This is a genomic window from Bradyrhizobium sp. CCBAU 11361 (assembly GCF_028128935.1).
In the GTDB taxonomy this organism is placed as follows: domain Bacteria; phylum Pseudomonadota; class Alphaproteobacteria; order Rhizobiales; family Xanthobacteraceae; genus Bradyrhizobium; species Bradyrhizobium niftali.
The window spans coordinates 223108-238637 of the sequence record NZ_LBJZ01000194.1 but is presented as its reverse complement, the minus strand read 5'-3'; the positions used below and the strand labels follow the sequence as shown (position 1 = coordinate 238637).

The following is a 15530-nucleotide window of genomic DNA, read 5'->3' as shown; positions in this document are numbered from 1 at the left end:
GGTATTCCCCCGCAAACAATCCGCACCATTAGCGCTAAGAAAGCGTTAATCGCGCGGCCCGTGCCAATCCGGTCGATCCCTGCGCAGCTCGGCTTCAAGGTCCTCGATGATGCTATGAAGCAGACACGCGGCAAGCGGGTCGGTCACTTCCCGTTCCAGATGCCGATAACGCGCGATCCGGGATTCCTGTTCTTTCAACTGGTGCTCTGTCATCAGACGGGCCCTCCGGCAAACCGACGCGGAGACAGCCAAACAGTTTCGTTAAAATTTTCGGATCATTTGCGATGGTTTCTGATCCGTTAACGCTTGCGCGCGTCGGACGCGAACTCAGACCCGAAGACGAACTCCGGTCATGTTCCCGCTCCCTCGCCTGCCCGGCCCGCTAACGCGCGACTGACCAATCGGTCGGACGCCGCCATCAGTGCGGCCGCATAGGACGGTTCCCTGGCTGACGGGCTGGGCAGGATGGCCTCCGCCCTGTTGTTGAACATCGCGCCGCTGCGGCCATCGAGGTCGCGTGACACCAAGAGCGGGACCAGCCGCGCGGCGTATGTATCCGGCTCGATCATCATGAAGCTGGTCAGCCATTCCACGACGGCGACAAGCGCGCGCGACCCGAGCAGATTGGCGCGGATGTTGGTCTTGACGAAGCCGGGGTTGAGGCCGAACGCATCGACGTCGGGAAAACGCCTGGCGGCCTGAAGGACAAGCACCTCGTTTCCGGAAACGGTGTTCGAGTGTGCGGAGAAGCGCTTGTAGCTTTGTTCCGAGTTGAGGTCGTCGAGATCGGCCTTCTGCTCCGTGCCCGGGAATCCCATGACGAAAATGCGGGGCCTCAGGTCGGTCCTCGCCCGGTCCTTGCCGAGACGCGGAGCAATCTCGTTCAGGATGACGAGGCGACTCAAATAGCTGACGGCAAGATCGCGTTCGATGCCTTCGGGTGTCACCTCGCGTTTGGGGCCGGCCATGATGCCGGTCGTGAAGACGACGATGTCGATGTTTCCGGCGGGCAGCTCGGCGCCGATCCGCCGCGCATCCCGCATCGAGCTCAAATCGGCCTTCATGAACGCGATGCGCGGCACCTCCCGATCGCGGAAAGTCTGCCCGACGACCAGGACATTCGCGCCCTTGGCCGCGAGTTGATGGCTGAGCGCCCGACCGATTCCGCCGGTGCCACCGATCACCGCGACATTCAGTCCGTTGAGCCGGAGGCTTTCGAGCGGCGGCGGAGTGGCATTCAGGCTCTTGTCCAGTTCCACGCGCTTCATTGCAGGTCTCCTTCCGCAAGCATTGATGAAGAACAGCGGCCGCACCGCGAACGCGGTGCAGGACCGATGACGAGGTGGTCACCCGTCCTCAGACGGTTGCAGTCGCGTCCAATGCGGGATAGTCGGTGTACCCGCGGGCGGTGCCGCCGAAGAACGTCGTCCGATCGGCCTCGTTCAGGGGCGCGCCGGATTTCAGGCGCGCGATGAAATCGGGATTTGCCAGGATCATCTGGCCATACGCTTCCAGATCGGCCAGTCCCGCGGCGACGTCGGAGCCGATGCGATCGCGCGGACGCCCCGGCCTGTTCACGATCAGCTTGCCGCGCCACAGCTTGCGCAGATCGGCCAGAAGGCGCTCGTCGCCCTGATGCAGGATGTGAAGGTAGGCGAGCGAGAGCTTGTCGAGTTCGCCGACCAGATGGCGATAAAGATCCGGTCCTTCGGCGCCTTCGTCGATGCCCCACATCGTGATGCCCGGCGACAGGCGGATCGCCGTCCTGTCCGCGCCGATCTCCCCGGCGATGGCGGCCGCCACCTCGATGGCGAAACGCGCGCGATTTTCGATCGAGCCGCCATATGCGTCGGTTCGCGTGTTCGCGCTCGGCGCAATGAACTGCTGGACCAGATACCCATTCGCGCCATGGATCTCGACGCCGTCCGCCCCCGCCGCGATGGCGTGGCGCGCGGCTTCGCGGAAATCGGCAACGGTCCGGCGCACCTCATCGGTCGTGAGCGACCGTGGCTGCGGGATGTCCTGCATGCCCTTCGGCGTGAATATCGGCGTATCAGGCGCGATCGCGGACGGGGCCACACCCTGCCGATGATGCGGCGTGTTGTCTGGATGCGACATGCGTCCGGCATGCATGAGCTGGATGAAGATATGGCCGCCGTTGCCGTGGACGGCGTCCGTAACCTTGCGCCAGCCAGCGACATGTGCGGCCGTGTAGATGCCCGGCGTGGTCATGTAGCCCTGCCCGTCATCGGATGGCTGCGTGCCCTCGGTGACGATCAGTCCAACTCCGGCGCGCTCAGCGTAATATTCGGCGGCGAGGCTGCCGGGAACTCCATTGGCTTCGGCGCGCGAACGGGTCATGGGCGCCATGACCAGGCGGTTTGAAAGCTCAAGTCCACCGACGCGGACGGGACGGAATAGCGGGTTCATGGCGAGTTCCTTCTCGAAGACGACTGAGAAGGGAGATGGACCCTCCACTCAATGGAATAAATGCCGTATAATGGATCAGATTGATCCATGTATGGGATAATTTGATGGAGCTGTTGAACGACATGGCGCTCTTCGTCGAGGTCGTGAAGGCCAGGAGTTTCCGAGGTGCGGCCGCGACGCTCGACATGCCCAACTCGACCCTGTCGCGACGGATCAGCCTGCTCGAGAAGGAAATCGGGTTGCGCCTCCTGAACCGGACGACGCGCAGGATCGAATTGACCGAAGCCGGCCAGCTCTATTTCGAGCGCTGCAAGCGCATCGTCGACGAAGCGCGCCTGGCGCACGAGCAACTCGGCGAGATGCTGGCGCAGCCGAGCGGATTGCTGCGGGTCTCACTGCCGGTGGACTTCGCCAACACCTATCTGGCCCCGCTGATCACCGAATTCGCGCAGCATTATCCCGGTATCGATTTCGAATTCGACCTGACGCCGCGACGCGTCGACCTGGTCTCCGAGCCGTACGATCTGGCGATCCGCGTCGGAGAATCCGTGGCGTCCCACATGATCGCACGGCCGCTCGCCCGGCTGCACGGCCATCTCTACGCCTCGCCGCGCTATCTCGAACTCAACGGCGAGCCGCGCGAACCGGCCGACCTTGCACGCCATCAATGTCTCTGTCAGACAAAGGTGAGCACATGGACGCTGCACAACGGAACGCAAACGGTCGAAGCTGAAATTGCCGGCCGTTTCCACCTCAACAGCATTGGCATGCTCCGCCGTCTCGCGACGCTCGACATGGGCATCGCTTTCACGCCGCAGGAAATCGTCGCCGACGAAGTCGCATCCGGCCGGCTGCGCCGCATCCTGCCGCAATGGCAGGGCTTGCCCATGACCATCTACGCAGTCACCGAGACCAGACTGCTCCCTGCCAAGACGCAACGCTTCATCGAATTTCTGCGCGAACGGCTGAGCCGGGGTTAGATCGGACTGCTCCAACCTCCCGTCTGCAGATCGCGCGTCGCGTTCGCGTGCGAAAGACCGAGGCGCAAGCGAATCGACGACCTCACGGCACTTCGCCGTTCCTGCGACTCCCGCCGATGCTGTGCGGCTTGTTGAGGAAGAACTCCCGATTGCCGAGAGCCGCCTCCGCGTACTGATCGATCGCGACCTGGATGGCCTCGATGTGCATCCGGCACCAGCCTTCGTAACATGACAGGCGCCGCGCATGATCGAGCGCCTTCAGGAATTCCGGCGGCTCCTGCATGTCGGAGAAGTAGGTCGGCCTCTCGCCCTTCATGCCTGTGCCACCTCTCGCGGCGGGACAAGACGGCGCTTCTCGACATGGACGCGCGGCGGCGTCGGCCGCCGGCGGGGAATGAAGAGGCTGGCGACGACAATCGGGTCGGTGTCACCGAGCGCGGCCCGCTCCTGGACAAGCCCGCTCATGACGGTGCGCATCTTCATGACCTCGTGGGCCACGAAAGTGCAGTCCTCGTCCCGGTTGATCTGTTCATGCATGATCGCTTCAGCCTCACGCATGCTGACACGTAACGCTCTGATAATTCTGCGGATTTCATTGATGCGGTTGTCCATGGCTCGCTCCTTGGCTGGACGGCCAGCATAAGAACAAATCATGAACATTGTGTCAATCGGCCTAAGGTAGAACGGGTCGGTGCCGACACCCCATGACGGGCCCGGCGAACGGTCCGCCGAACTCAGAACGTCACCCGCATCCCCGCATAAAACGCCCTTGGCCTTGCCGGGCTGAGCGAGCGCGGGTCGGTGAATTCTGCGCCGCCATTGGTGAAGTTGGGCAAGGCGCCACGGTCGAAGAACTGTCCGTAGGTCGCGTAACGCTTGTCGAAGATGTTGTCGACCCTGCCGTAGAGCTGGATGTCCTTGGTGACCTGGTACGAGGTGTGGAGATTGAACACCGTATAGGACGGCAGCTTCGTGTACTGGTTGGACTCGTCGCCGACGAAATACTGGCTGGAGACGAACAGCGCGTTGCCGCCGACCTTCCAGACGTCGGTCACGGCATAGTCGACGCCCAGCTTGACGCGGTGGCGCGGGATCGCCGGAATCTGGTTGCCGGGCGAGACGTGGATGGTCTCGGTCACAGGATCCCTGAACGGGCTCTCCGAGCCGAGTTCGAGCGCGTCGAGGAAGCGAGCGTCGACGAAAGCATAGCTCGCCTGGAATTGCAGAGTGGGCGACTTGATGTTGACCTCGGCCTCGAGGCCCTGCCGCCTGGTACGGCCGACATTGGAGAAGTAGCCGAAGCCGGTGCGTCCGACCGCAGGAACGGCGACGATGTCGTCATAGTTGGTGGCGCGGAAGCCGCCGATCTTCCATCCGAGCGTACCGATGTTCAGCTCCTTGCTGCCGCGCAGACCTGCCTCCACGGTCTTGGACACGACCTGCTTCAGCGGCGGGTCCGAAACCAGAAACGCCGCGAGCAGGCAGGGCCTGACCGGGTCGGCGCAGCCGAGCTCGAGCGGCGTCGGCACGCGGTTGGCCTCGGAATAACCGGCATAGGCGGTCAGCTCGGGCGTGATCTTGTAGGTGCCGCCGATCACCGGATTGAAGCGGGTGAAGGTGTGATCGCCGTTGAGAGCGGTGCCGAGCTGGTCTTCCAGCGTGATGCGCGCCACGTTGAAGCGGCCGCCGCCGGTGACGGCGAAGGCATCGGTGATGTTGAACGTGTCCATCGCGTAGAGGCCGTTATATTGGTTGACGGTCCGCAGCGAGACGGGACCGGCAACGGGGGCCGGCGTGCCTGTCGGTCCCAGGAAGACGCCACTGCCGCTGACGACGTAGTCTTCTCCGATCGAACCGATCTCGGCGGTGGCGTTGTAGCGCGTGACGCTGGCGTCATAAGTCGCGCCCACCACGAAGCGATTGTCGTGCCCGAGCAGCTGATCGGTGTTGGTGGCCTGCCCCGACACGCCGAAGGTGGTCGACCGTATCGAGCTGCGGTCGATCTCGCCGAGGATCGTCCCCGAAGGAAACGGATTGGCAAGCTGCACGCCGTTCGTGCCATTCGCCGGCGTCGTATCGTCGCCGAAGCACAGCAGACCGGCGATCGCGCATTCCTGCACGTCGGTCGGATTGCCATCGACCAGCTTCTGCTCGTACCTGCGCACATGGGCGGTGCCTTCGAGCGTCCAGGTCGGCGTCGCATCGACCTTGCCGGTGAGGTTCAGATAGCCGACGCGGTTGGAGGTGGTCTGCGGTGTGGTGTAGGTCGCGCCCCAATATTTGTCGAGCAGCTCGGCCGGAACGGTGGCGCTGGCGCCGAAATCGTTCTTGGCCACTCCCATGTTGGCGTGGAATTCGCTGTCGCCGGCCTTGTAGCCGACGTCGCCGTAGAAGCGCCGCACGGTTGATTGCGAGAAATTGCGGAAGCCGTTGTCGCGCAGGCCTTCGAGCGCGGCGTAGACGCCGTAGTTCTTGTCGACCTGCTTGCCCCATTGCGCCGAACCCTGGATGCGGCCGAACGAGCCGCCCATGACGTCGAGCTCTGCGCCCTGATAGGTGAAGCCGTCCTTCATTTGCAGGTTGAGCGCGCCGCCCAGCGCATTGAGGCCGAAGGCGGGATTGTTGGTCACCAGCGTCACCGACCTGATCGCGGCGGTCGGGATCAGGTCCCAGTTGACGGCGTCCGAGAAGGCTTCGTTGATGCGGACGCCGTTCTGGTACACGGCAAGGCCTTGCGGCGTCCCCGTCACCGGCGAGGCGACGAAGCCGCGGAATTCGACATCCGGCTGAAACGGATTGCCGGTGACTTCGGTGATGTTGACACCGGCGATGTTGTCGCGCAGCGCGTCTGTGACGTTGAGCGAGCCGGTCCGCCTGATCTGGTTGGCATCGACGGCGTTGATCGCGGAAGGAACCTTGTCGACATCGAGGCCCCTGCCGGTGCCCGGCGCGGTCGGATAGACGTAGATGCGTGTCTTGGGACGGTTCGACGACGATGCCCCCGCTTGCGCCACCGGCCGCGACGACACGTTGCGCCTTGTCGTCGCGGGCGGCGGTGCCGTCACCTCGACCGGCGGCAGGTTCTGAACGTTGGTCTCATCATCCTGCGCGGCCCCGGCAGGGCCCGCAATGACCAACCCCGACAGCAGCCCCGTCGAAACCGAGGTCATCCACAAACGACGCTTGAACCAAAGACGCGTGCCCATCCCAGCCTTCCCATCCGTGACCGCCGGCTGTTTTGATTTTTCGCCGTTTGGTCGAGACGAGTGTATTCGGCAGCAGCTCACGCGCCAGCCACAAAAGGTCGGGCGATATCCGCACCCGTTTTCCCGACGAAATCGGGAATTTTTCCCGATCAGGTCGCCGCCGTCGGCACCAGCGCCTCGACGGTCAAGCCGCCGTCGCCGGAGACGACGTTGAGCGTGCCGCCCAGCGCCAGAATCCGCTCGCGCATGCCGACAAGGCCGAAGCCCAGCTTCTGGCCCGGCTCCATGCCGCGGCCATTGTCGCTGACCCGCACCCGGGCACAGCAGCGGCCATCGCGCGTGAGCTGCTCTGCCGGCTCGATGACGACATTGACCGCGGTCGCGCCGGCATGGCGGAACACATTGGTGAGCGCCTCCTGCACGACGCGGTAGATGGTGAGGTCGGCGGTCTCTCCGGTCGCCCCGAGCCCGGACGAGATCGTGGTCTGGATCGTGACGTCGGGATGCGACTCCCGCCACAGCCGCGACAGCGATTCGAGCGCCTGGCCGAGGCCGAGTTCGGCAAGGCCGACGGGACGCAGCCGCTCCAGCACGCGGCGGGTGAACTGCTGCAGCGCGTTGATCTGCTCCAGCAAGGCGCTGCCATGCTTGCGCACCGCCTCCGCGCTCGGCGCCCGCCCGTCCGCGAGCTTCGCCAGCGCGCTGGCATGCGCGCGCAGCGAGAACAGATACGGCCCGAACTCGTCATGCAGCTCGCGCGCGATCTCCTTGCGCTCCACGTCCTGGAGCGACACCGCGCGCTCGGCAAGGCGCCGCTTGTCCTCGACCGCCTCACCGAGCGTTGCCGCAAGATGGTTGAGCTTGGTGCAGATCGCGGCGAGCTCGGGCGCGCCGCCCGGCGCGACGCGCGCCTCATAGTGCCCGCCCTCGAGCTCGGTCATCGCCTCCGCCAGCGACTGGAGCGGCGCCAGCGCCCGGCCGACCACATTCATCATCACCAGGAACAGCGCGAGCGCGATCACCGAGCCGACCTCGAGCTGGGTCACGATGCCGTCCCAGATCTCGGCGATCTCGTCGTCCGGATGCGAGGTGATCCGTAGCGAGCCGGGCCTGCCATGGATCGAGACCGGCACGCTGACCGCGGTCTGCTCGGGATGAACCAGGCTGACGAACCAGGCCGGGGGCCCGCGCGTGTCGTCATCGGCATCGGGCCGTGGCGGCGTCAGCGGGTTCCCGCCGGAATCGTGAAGCGCGATGCTGACATGGCGCAGCCGGCTGAGATCGCGCGCGATCTGGTTCAGCCTCGCATCCGGATCGGGCGCCTCGTTCAGGTCCGCCACGATCATCTCGATGAACTCGCGCGCGAGCCGGATCACGCTCTGGTCCTCGGCCTGCACCCGCGGCCCCGCCTCCGCGACCTGGCGGCCGATATTGACGGCGAGCCCCAGCGCCAGCAAAAGCGCCAGCAGCAGGTTGATGCGCGCGCGCAAGGATAGATTTTGCCACATTGGTGTCGCCTGCTACTTGCGAAGCCTCGCCCGCACCTGTCCGATGACGTTGACAGAGGCGAAGCGCCCGATATCTAATCGAAAGCGTACAGCAATCCCGGCCGGGTTGCATGAGGCGACATGAGACGCGCGTGGCTCTCCTGTCCGGTATCATGCGGCGCAAAACAGGCAGGTTCTATCACGGGGAACGTGCTGTCGCGGGGAACGCCTATGCGCATTCTGATCGTCGACGATCATCCCATCGTGGCCTCCGGCTGCCGTGCCGTGCTGGCCGACGAGGGCGAGATCGAGATCCTGGAGGCCGCGGACGCCGAAGACGGCGAGTGCGTCTTCATCGTCGAGCGCCCCGACCTCTGCGTCATCGACATCAACCTGCCGACCGTCTCCGGCTTCGAGCTGGCGCGCCGCATCCTCGAGCGCGCGCCCGAGGCCCGCATCATCATGTTCAGCATGAACGACGACCCTGCTTTCGCCGCGCGCGCGATCGAGTGCGGCGCCAAGGGCTACGTCTCAAAGACCGGCGACCCCGACGATCTCGTCGAGGCGATCCGCACCGTCGGAGGCGGCGGCACTTACCTTCCGAGCGCGATCGCACGCAGCATCGCCTTCGCGGGGCCGGCGCTGGCGCAAAGCCCACTGTCCAAGCTGAACGCGCGCGAGATGGAGATCCTGCGGCTGCTCAGCGCCGGAAAGAGCCTGTCCGAGATCGCCTGGCTGGTGCAGTCGTCCTACAAGACGGTCGCCAACACCTCGTCGATCATGCGCCAGAAGCTCGGGGTCAAGACCTCGGTCGAGCTGGTGCGGCTGGCGATCGACAGCGGCGTCGCCTGACGCGCGGGCAGCCGCCACACATTCGGTCACACAAGCGTTGCAATGTTGATGTGGTTAAGTGCCACTGGAGCTTAGGGCATGACGATTCAGACTGTCTCGACCAACAAATCCTATGGCGGCGTACAGGGCGTGTATCGCCACGCCAGCCAGGCGACCGGAACCGACATGGTGTTCTCGGTCTACGTTCCCCCGCATGCGGACGGCGCCAAGCTTCCCGTGGTCTGGTATCTGTCCGGCCTCACCTGCACGCATGCCAACGTCACCGAGAAGGGTGAATTTCGCAAAGCCTGCGCCGAGCTCGGCCTGATCTTCGTCGCGCCAGACACCTCACCGCGCGGGCCGGACGTGCCGGGCGACCCCAACAATGCCTATGATTTCGGCCTGGGCGCCGGCTTCTATGTCGACGCGACGCAAGAGCCGTTCGCACGCAACTATCGGATGTGGAGCTATGTCACCGACGAGCTGCCGAAGCTGGTCGCCGAGAACTTTCCGGTCGATGCCAGGCGGCAGTCGGTGATGGGCCATTCGATGGGCGGACACGGCGCGCTGACGGTGGCGCTGCGCAACCCGCACCGCTATCGCGCCGCCAGCGCGTTCGCGCCGATCGTGGCACCGTCGCAGGTGCCCTGGGGCATCAAGGCGCTGACCGGCTATCTCGGGCCGAACAAGGACAATTGGCGCGGCCACGACACCGTGGCGCTGATCGAGGACGGCGCGAAATTCTCGGGCTTCCTGGTCGACGTCGGCGATGCCGACAATTTCCTGAAGGAGCAGCTCAAGCCGGAGCTGCTGCAAGCCGCCTGCACCAAGGCGAGCATCCCGCTGACGCTGCGGCGGCAGGCCGGCTACGACCACAGCTATTATTTCATCTCGACCTTCATGGGCGACCATCTCAACTGGCATGCGGAGAGATTGAAGGGGTGATGTCTTCTCCCTCTCCCCGCTTGCGGGGAGTGGGTTGGGGTGAGGGGGACTCTCCGCGCGGACGGTCGCAGTTGGACTCGCGGAGACTCCCCCTCACCCGGAATTTGCTCTCGCAAATTTCGGCCTCTCCCCGAAGATCTCACGGCCTGCCGTAATTCGGCGCCAGCAACCGGTTGCGGATCAGGTAGCTCATCGTGCGCGTCCAGGATTCGTCGGTGTTGCCGCGCATGTCGGCGCTCGCCGCCGTGATCATGGCGCCGGTCTTGACGTCGCGCAGGTAGATGTTGAGGTTGATGATCAGGTTCGAGACCTTCTGCACCATGCCGGTGATCTCCAGGTCGGCGCCCAGCTGCCCGGCGAGCTTGAGGTCGCAGCCGCCGCAGGCCTGCAGATTGGCGTGACGGGCGGCGTCCCTGACCGGCGCGATGTCGAGCACCTGGAACCGGCCGGAATCAGCCAGCTCCTTGCGCAGCTGCTCGCTGATGCGATCGAGCCGTACCAGCTCCGGCTTGGAGCCGTAGAACTCGCCGGGCAGGCTGGTGTCGATCAGCTCGAAATCGAACACGGCGAGCTTCGGCGGATCGGCGAGCGCGACTGAGCCCGTCAACAGCAAAGCGGCTAAACACAGCAGCGCTCGCATGATCGTGATTCCGCGTCCTCGCGTCGCGAGGACGAAATGCGGGGTTGCATGGCCTGACAAATTGGTCATGCTTTAGCAGAGACAATTCTCCATCGGCGGTCAAGCCGGGGAGGACGTTTGGAGGAAACATGATCCGATGGTTGGTCGGCCTGATCGGCCTGGGTCTTGCTGCGACGAGCGCGTCCGCGGCCGACCCTGTCATGATCGGCGTCGGCTATCTCGGAATCGCCGGCGCCAGATCGACGCTGTCGCTGGTGGAGCAGCCCGCAGAGAATGACGGCGTCGCCGGCGCGCGCCTCGCCATCGAGGACAACAACACGACGGGAAAATTCCTCAACCAGCGTTTCACGCTGGAGGAGCGCCGCATCAGGGAAGGCGAAGATCCGGTCCAGGCTGCGACTGCGCTTGCCGAGAAAAACGGCTTCATCATCACCGACCTGCCGGCCGACGCGCTGCTGAAGGTCTCGGATGCCTTGCGCGAGCGCGGCACGCTGCTGTTCAACGCGGGGGCGATCGACGAGCGGCTGCGCGAGGCCGATTGCCGCGCCAATGTCATCCACACCGCGCCGACGCGCGCGATGCTGGCCGATGCGCTCGGCCAATATCTGGTGTGGAAGCAGTGGAAGCGCTGGCTGCTGGTGGTCGGCTCGCACGATGAGGACAAGCTGTTCGCCGATGCGTTGAGGCGCACCGCGACGCGGTTCGGCGCCAAGATCGTGCAGGAGCGCACGTTTGATGACGCCGGCGGTGCGCGCCGCACCGACTCGGGCGTGACGCTGATCCAGCGCCAGATGCCGGTATTCACGCAGCAGGCGCCGGCTTACGACGTGCTGGTCGCCGCCGACGAGAGCGAGGTGTTCGGCGCCTACCTGCCCTATCGCACCTGGGATCCGCGGCCCGTGGCGGGCTCGGCGGGCCTCGTGCCGCGTAGCTGGGACGCCGCGCAGGACCAGTGGGGCGCGATCCAGATGCAGAACCGTTTCATCAAGCTGAATTCGCGGCGCATGACGGCGCTCGACATGCAGGCCTGGACCGCGGCGCGCATGATCGGGGAAGCCACCTCGCGCACCAGTTCCGGCGACGTGAAAAAGGTCACCGATTTCATCAAGGGGCCGGACTTCTCCGTCGCCGCCTTCAAGGGCACGCGGCTGACCCTGCGTGACTGGAATCTCCAGCTGCGCCAGCCGATCCTGCTGGTCGACGGCCGCATGGTGGTGTCGGTGTCGCCGCAGGAAGGTTTTCTGCACCAGGTCTCCGAGCTCGACACGCTCGGCTATGACCGTCCGGAGAGCAAATGCAAATTGAAGTGAGGACGCAGATGTCGCGCATGTGGCGTGTTGGGCTTCTCTCCGGACTGGCGCTTGCGGCGGCGCCCGCGCATGCCTTCATCGCCTATGTCTCGAACGAGAAGAGCAACACGGTCTCGGTGATCGACACCGACAGCTGGACGGTGACCAAGACCATCAAGGTCGGCCAGCGCCCGCGCGGCATCGACTTCACCCGCGACGGCAAGTTCGTGATGGTCGCGGTCGGCGACGACGACACCATCCAGGTGATCGACGCCAAGACGCAAAGCATCGTGGACAGCCTGCCCTCCGGTCCCGACCCCGAATTGTTCGCGCAGGATGCCGCCGGCAAGATCCTCTATGTCGCCAACGAGAACGACAACACCGTGACCGTGATCGACCTCGAAAAGCGCGCCCGCCTCGGCGACATCCAGGTCGGCGTCGAGCCCGAGGGCATGACCATCAGCCCCGACGGCAAGACGCTGATCAACACGTCCGAGACGACCAACATGGCGCATTTCATCGACACCACCTCGCGCCAGATCGTCGCCAACGTGCTGGTCGACGCGCGGCCGCGCTTTGCCGAGTTCAAGCACGACGCGTCCGAATTGTGGGTGTCCTCGGAGATCGGCGGCACGGTCTCGATCATCGATCCCAGGAAGCACGAGGTGATCGGCAAGGTCACGTTCGAGATTCCGGGCCTGCGGAAAGAGGCCATCCAGCCGGTCGGCATCGGCATGACCAGGGACGACAAGACCGCCTTCGTCGCACTCGGTCCCGCCAACCGTATCGCCGTGGTCGACGTCGCCTCGCGCAAGGTGACGAAATACCTGCTGGTCGGGCAGCGGGTCTGGCACATGGCGTTCACGCCGGACGAAAAATACCTGCTCACCACCAACGGCGTGTCGAACGATGTTTCCGTGATCGACGTCGCCGCGCAAAAGGTGATCAAGACCATTCAGGTGGGCGAACTGCCCTGGGGCATCACGATCGCGCCATGACCAGTCCCGCTCCCATCGCCGAGCCACGCGAGACCGCGCCGAAGCTAGATCCGGCGGCGGTGCCGGCGCTGTCGATCGACGGCGTCAGCCATGCCTATGGCCAGCGCCGGGCGCTGATGGACGTCTCCTTCAACGTGCAGCCCGCGAGCTTCACCGCGCTGCTCGGCCTCAACGGTGCCGGCAAGAGCACGCTGTTCTCGCTCATCACGCGGCTGTTCGGCATCCAGTCCGGCCGCGTCGGCATTTTCGGTCACGACGTCAGCAAAAGCCCCGGCGAGGCGCTGCGGCTGCTCGGCGTCGTGTTTCAGCCGCGCACGCTCGATCTCGATCTGTCGCTGACGCAGAACCTGCTCTATCACGCAGCCCTGCACGGCATCAGCCGGCGCGAGGCCGCCGCGCGCAGCGCCGAGCTGCTTGGCCGCATCGGGCTCGAAGAGCGCGCCGGCAGCAAGGTGCGCGATCTCTCCGGCGGCCAGATGCGGCGGCTGGAGATCGCACGCGCGCTGCTGCACCGGCCGCGGCTGTTGCTGCTGGACGAGCCGACCGTCGGCCTCGACGTCAAGGCGCGCGCCGACATCATCAGCCACGTCCGCCAGCTCGTCACCGAGCAAGGCATCGGCGTGCTCTGGGCCACGCATCTGTTCGACGAGATCATGGCCGGGGACGATCTCGTGGTGCTGCACCAGGGCAAGGTGCTGGCGCAGGGGCCGATGAGCCGCGTCGTCACCGAAGCCGGCGCACAGGACGTCAACACCGCCTTCATGCGCCTGACCGGCGCGCAAGTGATGCCGGGAGGCGGCGCATGAGCAGCATCACCACCCGCGAGTCGCCGCGCGGCTTCTCGTTCCAGGAGTACATGACCTGCCTCACCGGCATCGTCTGGCGCGAGGGTCTGCGCTTCCTGCACCAGCGCGAACGCTTCGTCTCCGCGCTGGTGCGCCCCCTGGTGTGGCTGTTCATCTTCGCCGCCGGCTTCCGCCAGGTGCTCGGCATCTCCATCATCCCGCCCTACGAGACCTACATCCTCTACGAGGTCTATATCGCGCCGGGGCTGATGGCGATGATCCAGCTCTTCAACGGCATGCAGTCCTCGCTCTCGATGGTCTATGACCGCGAGATGGGCAATATGCGGACGCTGCTGGTGAGCCCGCTGCCGCGCGGCTTCCTGCTGTTCTGCAAGCTGCTCGCGGGCACCGCGGTGTCGCTGCTCCAGGTCTATGCGTTCCTCCTGATCGCCTGGTTCTGGGACATCACCCCGCCATCATCCGGCTACCTCACCGTGCTGCCCGCGCTGATCCTGTCCGGACTGATGCTGGGCTCGCTCGGCATGCTGATCTCCTCCGGCATCAAGCAGCTGGAAAACTTCGCCGGCGTGATGAACTTCGTGATCTTCCCGATGTTCTTTGCATCGTCGGCGCTCTACCCGCTCTGGCGGGTGCAGGAGGGCAGCCCTTATCTGTACTATCTCTGCGAGGCCAATCCGTTCACCCATGCGGTCGAGCTGATCCGTTTCGCGCTGTACGGACAGGTCAACTGGATCTCGCTGGCGGTGGTTGCGAGCTGCACAATCGTCTTCATGATCGGTGCGATTCTGGCCTATGATCCCTCGCGCGGGCTGGCGCGACGGGGCCCTGCGGGAGGCGAAGGATGAAGGTTCGGATCGTGACCATGGCCGTTCTGGCGCTCGCCGCCACGGGCGCGGCCGTGCACGCGGCCGATCCGCGCTATCCGGACTGGCCGTGCACGCAGGCGAAAGTGCCGGAGATCTCGCTCGCCGCGGTCTGGGCTGGGCCTGCGCTCGACGATGTCCAGACCAAGTGGAAGGACGATGCCAAGGTCAGCGCGCTGGTCTCAAAACTGTCGGCGCGCAAGACGCCGCTGGACGAGGCCGAGAAATCGGTGAAGGAATTCCTGGCCGGCTCCGCCACCGACAAGACCACGAACGCAAAGCTCCTCTTCGCCGGCCTGTTCGAGACCCTGAATGCCCAGCGCGCCCAGGTCATGATCGGGCTCGAACGTGTCAGCCGCAAGCAGCGCGACGCCGCCGACAAGATCCGCGAGGAGACGCTGGCGCTCCAGGCCCTCCAGGGGGTGACACCGCGCGACGAGGCCAAGGTCGAGGCGCTCAGCAACGAGCTGATCTGGAAGACGCGCATTTTCGAGGACCGCCACAAGGTGGTACGGTTCGTGTGCGAGGTTCCGACCTCGATCGACCAGCGCCTGTTCGCGCTCGGCCGCGTGATCCAGCAGGAAATGGAATAGCGTCAACCTCGCTGACGGCTCCGCAGAAGTTCCCGCGATCTCATTGCAACTATTAACCTTTGCCGCGCTATGTGCCGGAACCAAATCGCTCTAGGATGTCTTGTCGATGTGAATCTCGAAATGCCGGGAGGCCTCGATGGGAACCACCAGATTTATCCTCGCAGGCGCTGCGGTCCTCAGCATGCTCGGATCCAGCGCTTTTGCTGACGACATGACCGGAATGGTCACCAGGATCGACCGTCTCAACGGCACGATCTCGATCCAGCAGACGCAGAAGGGAACGGTCGGCGGCAGCGCAGGCGGCGCCGGCGCGCTCCAGGAGTACAAGACCAAGGACGCCGCGATGCTGGATTCCGTCCACGCCGGCGACAGGGTGAGCTACTCCGCGACCGACAATAACGGCACCGGGACGCTGACCAAGCTGCAGAAGCAGTAGTGTCACCTTCACCTCTCCCCGCTTGC

The 15530-nt window shown here is 64.9% G+C and carries 17 protein-coding genes; 9 read left to right on the top strand and 8 right to left on the bottom strand.

Going from position 1 to position 15530, the window contains the following annotated elements:
- Positions 1-45: 45 nt before the first annotated feature.
- From XI08_RS35335 to XI08_RS35325, 3 genes are all read right to left on the bottom strand, one after another.
- Positions 46-213, bottom strand: a complete 168-nt coding sequence (locus XI08_RS35335; protein ID WP_177234646.1) for a hypothetical protein — start codon at positions 211-213, stop codon at positions 46-48.
- Between the two features lie 137 nt (positions 214-350).
- Positions 351-1268: an SDR family NAD(P)-dependent oxidoreductase gene (locus XI08_RS35330; protein ID WP_271577949.1), complete on the bottom strand. Its 918-nt coding sequence runs from the start codon at positions 1266-1268 to the stop codon at positions 351-353.
- Between the two features lie 88 nt (positions 1269-1356).
- A complete protein-coding gene (locus XI08_RS35325; protein WP_271577948.1) occupies positions 1357-2430 on the bottom strand; it encodes an alkene reductase in 1074 nt (357 codons plus the stop codon).
- A gap of 104 nt (positions 2431-2534) precedes the next feature.
- On the opposite strand from XI08_RS35325, the gene XI08_RS35320 reads away from it, so the two are divergent.
- Positions 2535-3410: a LysR family transcriptional regulator gene (locus XI08_RS35320; protein ID WP_271577947.1), complete on the top strand. Its 876-nt coding sequence runs from the start codon at positions 2535-2537 to the stop codon at positions 3408-3410.
- Between the two features lie 82 nt (positions 3411-3492).
- On the opposite strand, the gene XI08_RS35315 is transcribed toward XI08_RS35320, so the two are convergent.
- From XI08_RS35315 to XI08_RS35300, 4 genes are all read right to left on the bottom strand, one after another.
- Entirely contained in the window at positions 3493-3726 is a 234-nt protein-coding gene (locus XI08_RS35315) for a hypothetical protein (RefSeq protein ID WP_271577946.1), read from the bottom strand.
- On the bottom strand, positions 3723-4022 hold the full coding sequence (locus tag XI08_RS35310) for a hypothetical protein (protein WP_271577945.1): 300 nt from the start codon (positions 4020-4022) through the stop codon (positions 3723-3725). Before XI08_RS35310 ends, XI08_RS35315 begins: the two co-directional genes overlap by 4 nt.
- 122 nt (positions 4023-4144) lie before the next feature.
- On the bottom strand, positions 4145-6616 hold the full coding sequence (locus XI08_RS35305; protein ID WP_271577944.1) for a TonB-dependent receptor: 2472 nt from the start codon (positions 6614-6616) through the stop codon (positions 4145-4147).
- 149 nt (positions 6617-6765) lie between these two features.
- Entirely contained in the window at positions 6766-8124 is a 1359-nt protein-coding gene (locus XI08_RS35300; protein WP_271577943.1) for a histidine kinase, read from the bottom strand.
- A gap of 210 nt (positions 8125-8334) precedes the next feature.
- Here XI08_RS35300 and XI08_RS35295 point away from each other — a divergent pair, with 210 nt between their 5' ends.
- Complete coding sequence (locus tag XI08_RS35295; protein ID WP_092188016.1) at positions 8335-8955, top strand: response regulator; 621 nt, start codon at positions 8335-8337, stop codon at positions 8953-8955.
- Positions 8956-9033: 78 nt separating this feature from the next.
- Entirely contained in the window at positions 9034-9879 is an 846-nt protein-coding gene (fghA, locus tag XI08_RS35290; protein ID WP_271577942.1) for an S-formylglutathione hydrolase, read from the top strand.
- Positions 9880-10018: 139 nt separating this feature from the next.
- Here fghA and XI08_RS35285 read toward each other — a convergent pair whose 3' ends face one another.
- Positions 10019-10588: a DUF3280 domain-containing protein gene (locus tag XI08_RS35285; RefSeq protein WP_271577941.1), complete on the bottom strand. Its 570-nt coding sequence runs from the start codon at positions 10586-10588 to the stop codon at positions 10019-10021.
- Between the two features lie 59 nt (positions 10589-10647).
- On the opposite strand from XI08_RS35285, the gene XI08_RS35280 reads away from it, so the two are divergent.
- The 6 genes from XI08_RS35280 to XI08_RS35255 all read left to right on the top strand — a co-directional run bounded on the left by XI08_RS35280 (position 10648) and on the right by XI08_RS35255 (position 15504).
- Positions 10648-11829, top strand: coding sequence for an ABC transporter substrate-binding protein (locus tag XI08_RS35280; RefSeq protein ID WP_271577940.1), 1182 nt, complete (start codon positions 10648-10650; stop codon positions 11827-11829).
- An 8-nt stretch (positions 11830-11837) separates the two neighbouring features.
- Positions 11838-12806, top strand: coding sequence for a YVTN family beta-propeller repeat protein (locus tag XI08_RS35275; RefSeq protein WP_271577976.1), 969 nt, complete (start codon positions 11838-11840; stop codon positions 12804-12806).
- Entirely contained in the window at positions 12803-13612 is an 810-nt protein-coding gene (locus XI08_RS35270) for an ABC transporter ATP-binding protein (RefSeq protein WP_271577939.1), read from the top strand. The genes XI08_RS35275 and XI08_RS35270 overlap by 4 nt, the downstream gene beginning before the upstream one ends.
- A complete protein-coding gene (locus tag XI08_RS35265; protein ID WP_271577938.1) occupies positions 13609-14457 on the top strand; it encodes an ABC transporter permease in 849 nt (282 codons plus the stop codon). The genes XI08_RS35270 and XI08_RS35265 overlap by 4 nt, the downstream gene beginning before the upstream one ends.
- Positions 14454-15068, top strand: coding sequence for a hypothetical protein (locus XI08_RS35260; RefSeq protein WP_271577937.1), 615 nt, complete (start codon positions 14454-14456; stop codon positions 15066-15068). The genes XI08_RS35265 and XI08_RS35260 overlap by 4 nt, the downstream gene beginning before the upstream one ends.
- A 136-nt stretch (positions 15069-15204) precedes the next feature.
- Complete coding sequence (locus XI08_RS35255) at positions 15205-15504, top strand: copper-binding protein (RefSeq protein WP_135176681.1); 300 nt, start codon at positions 15205-15207, stop codon at positions 15502-15504.
- The last annotated feature ends 26 nt before the right edge of the window (positions 15505-15530 follow it).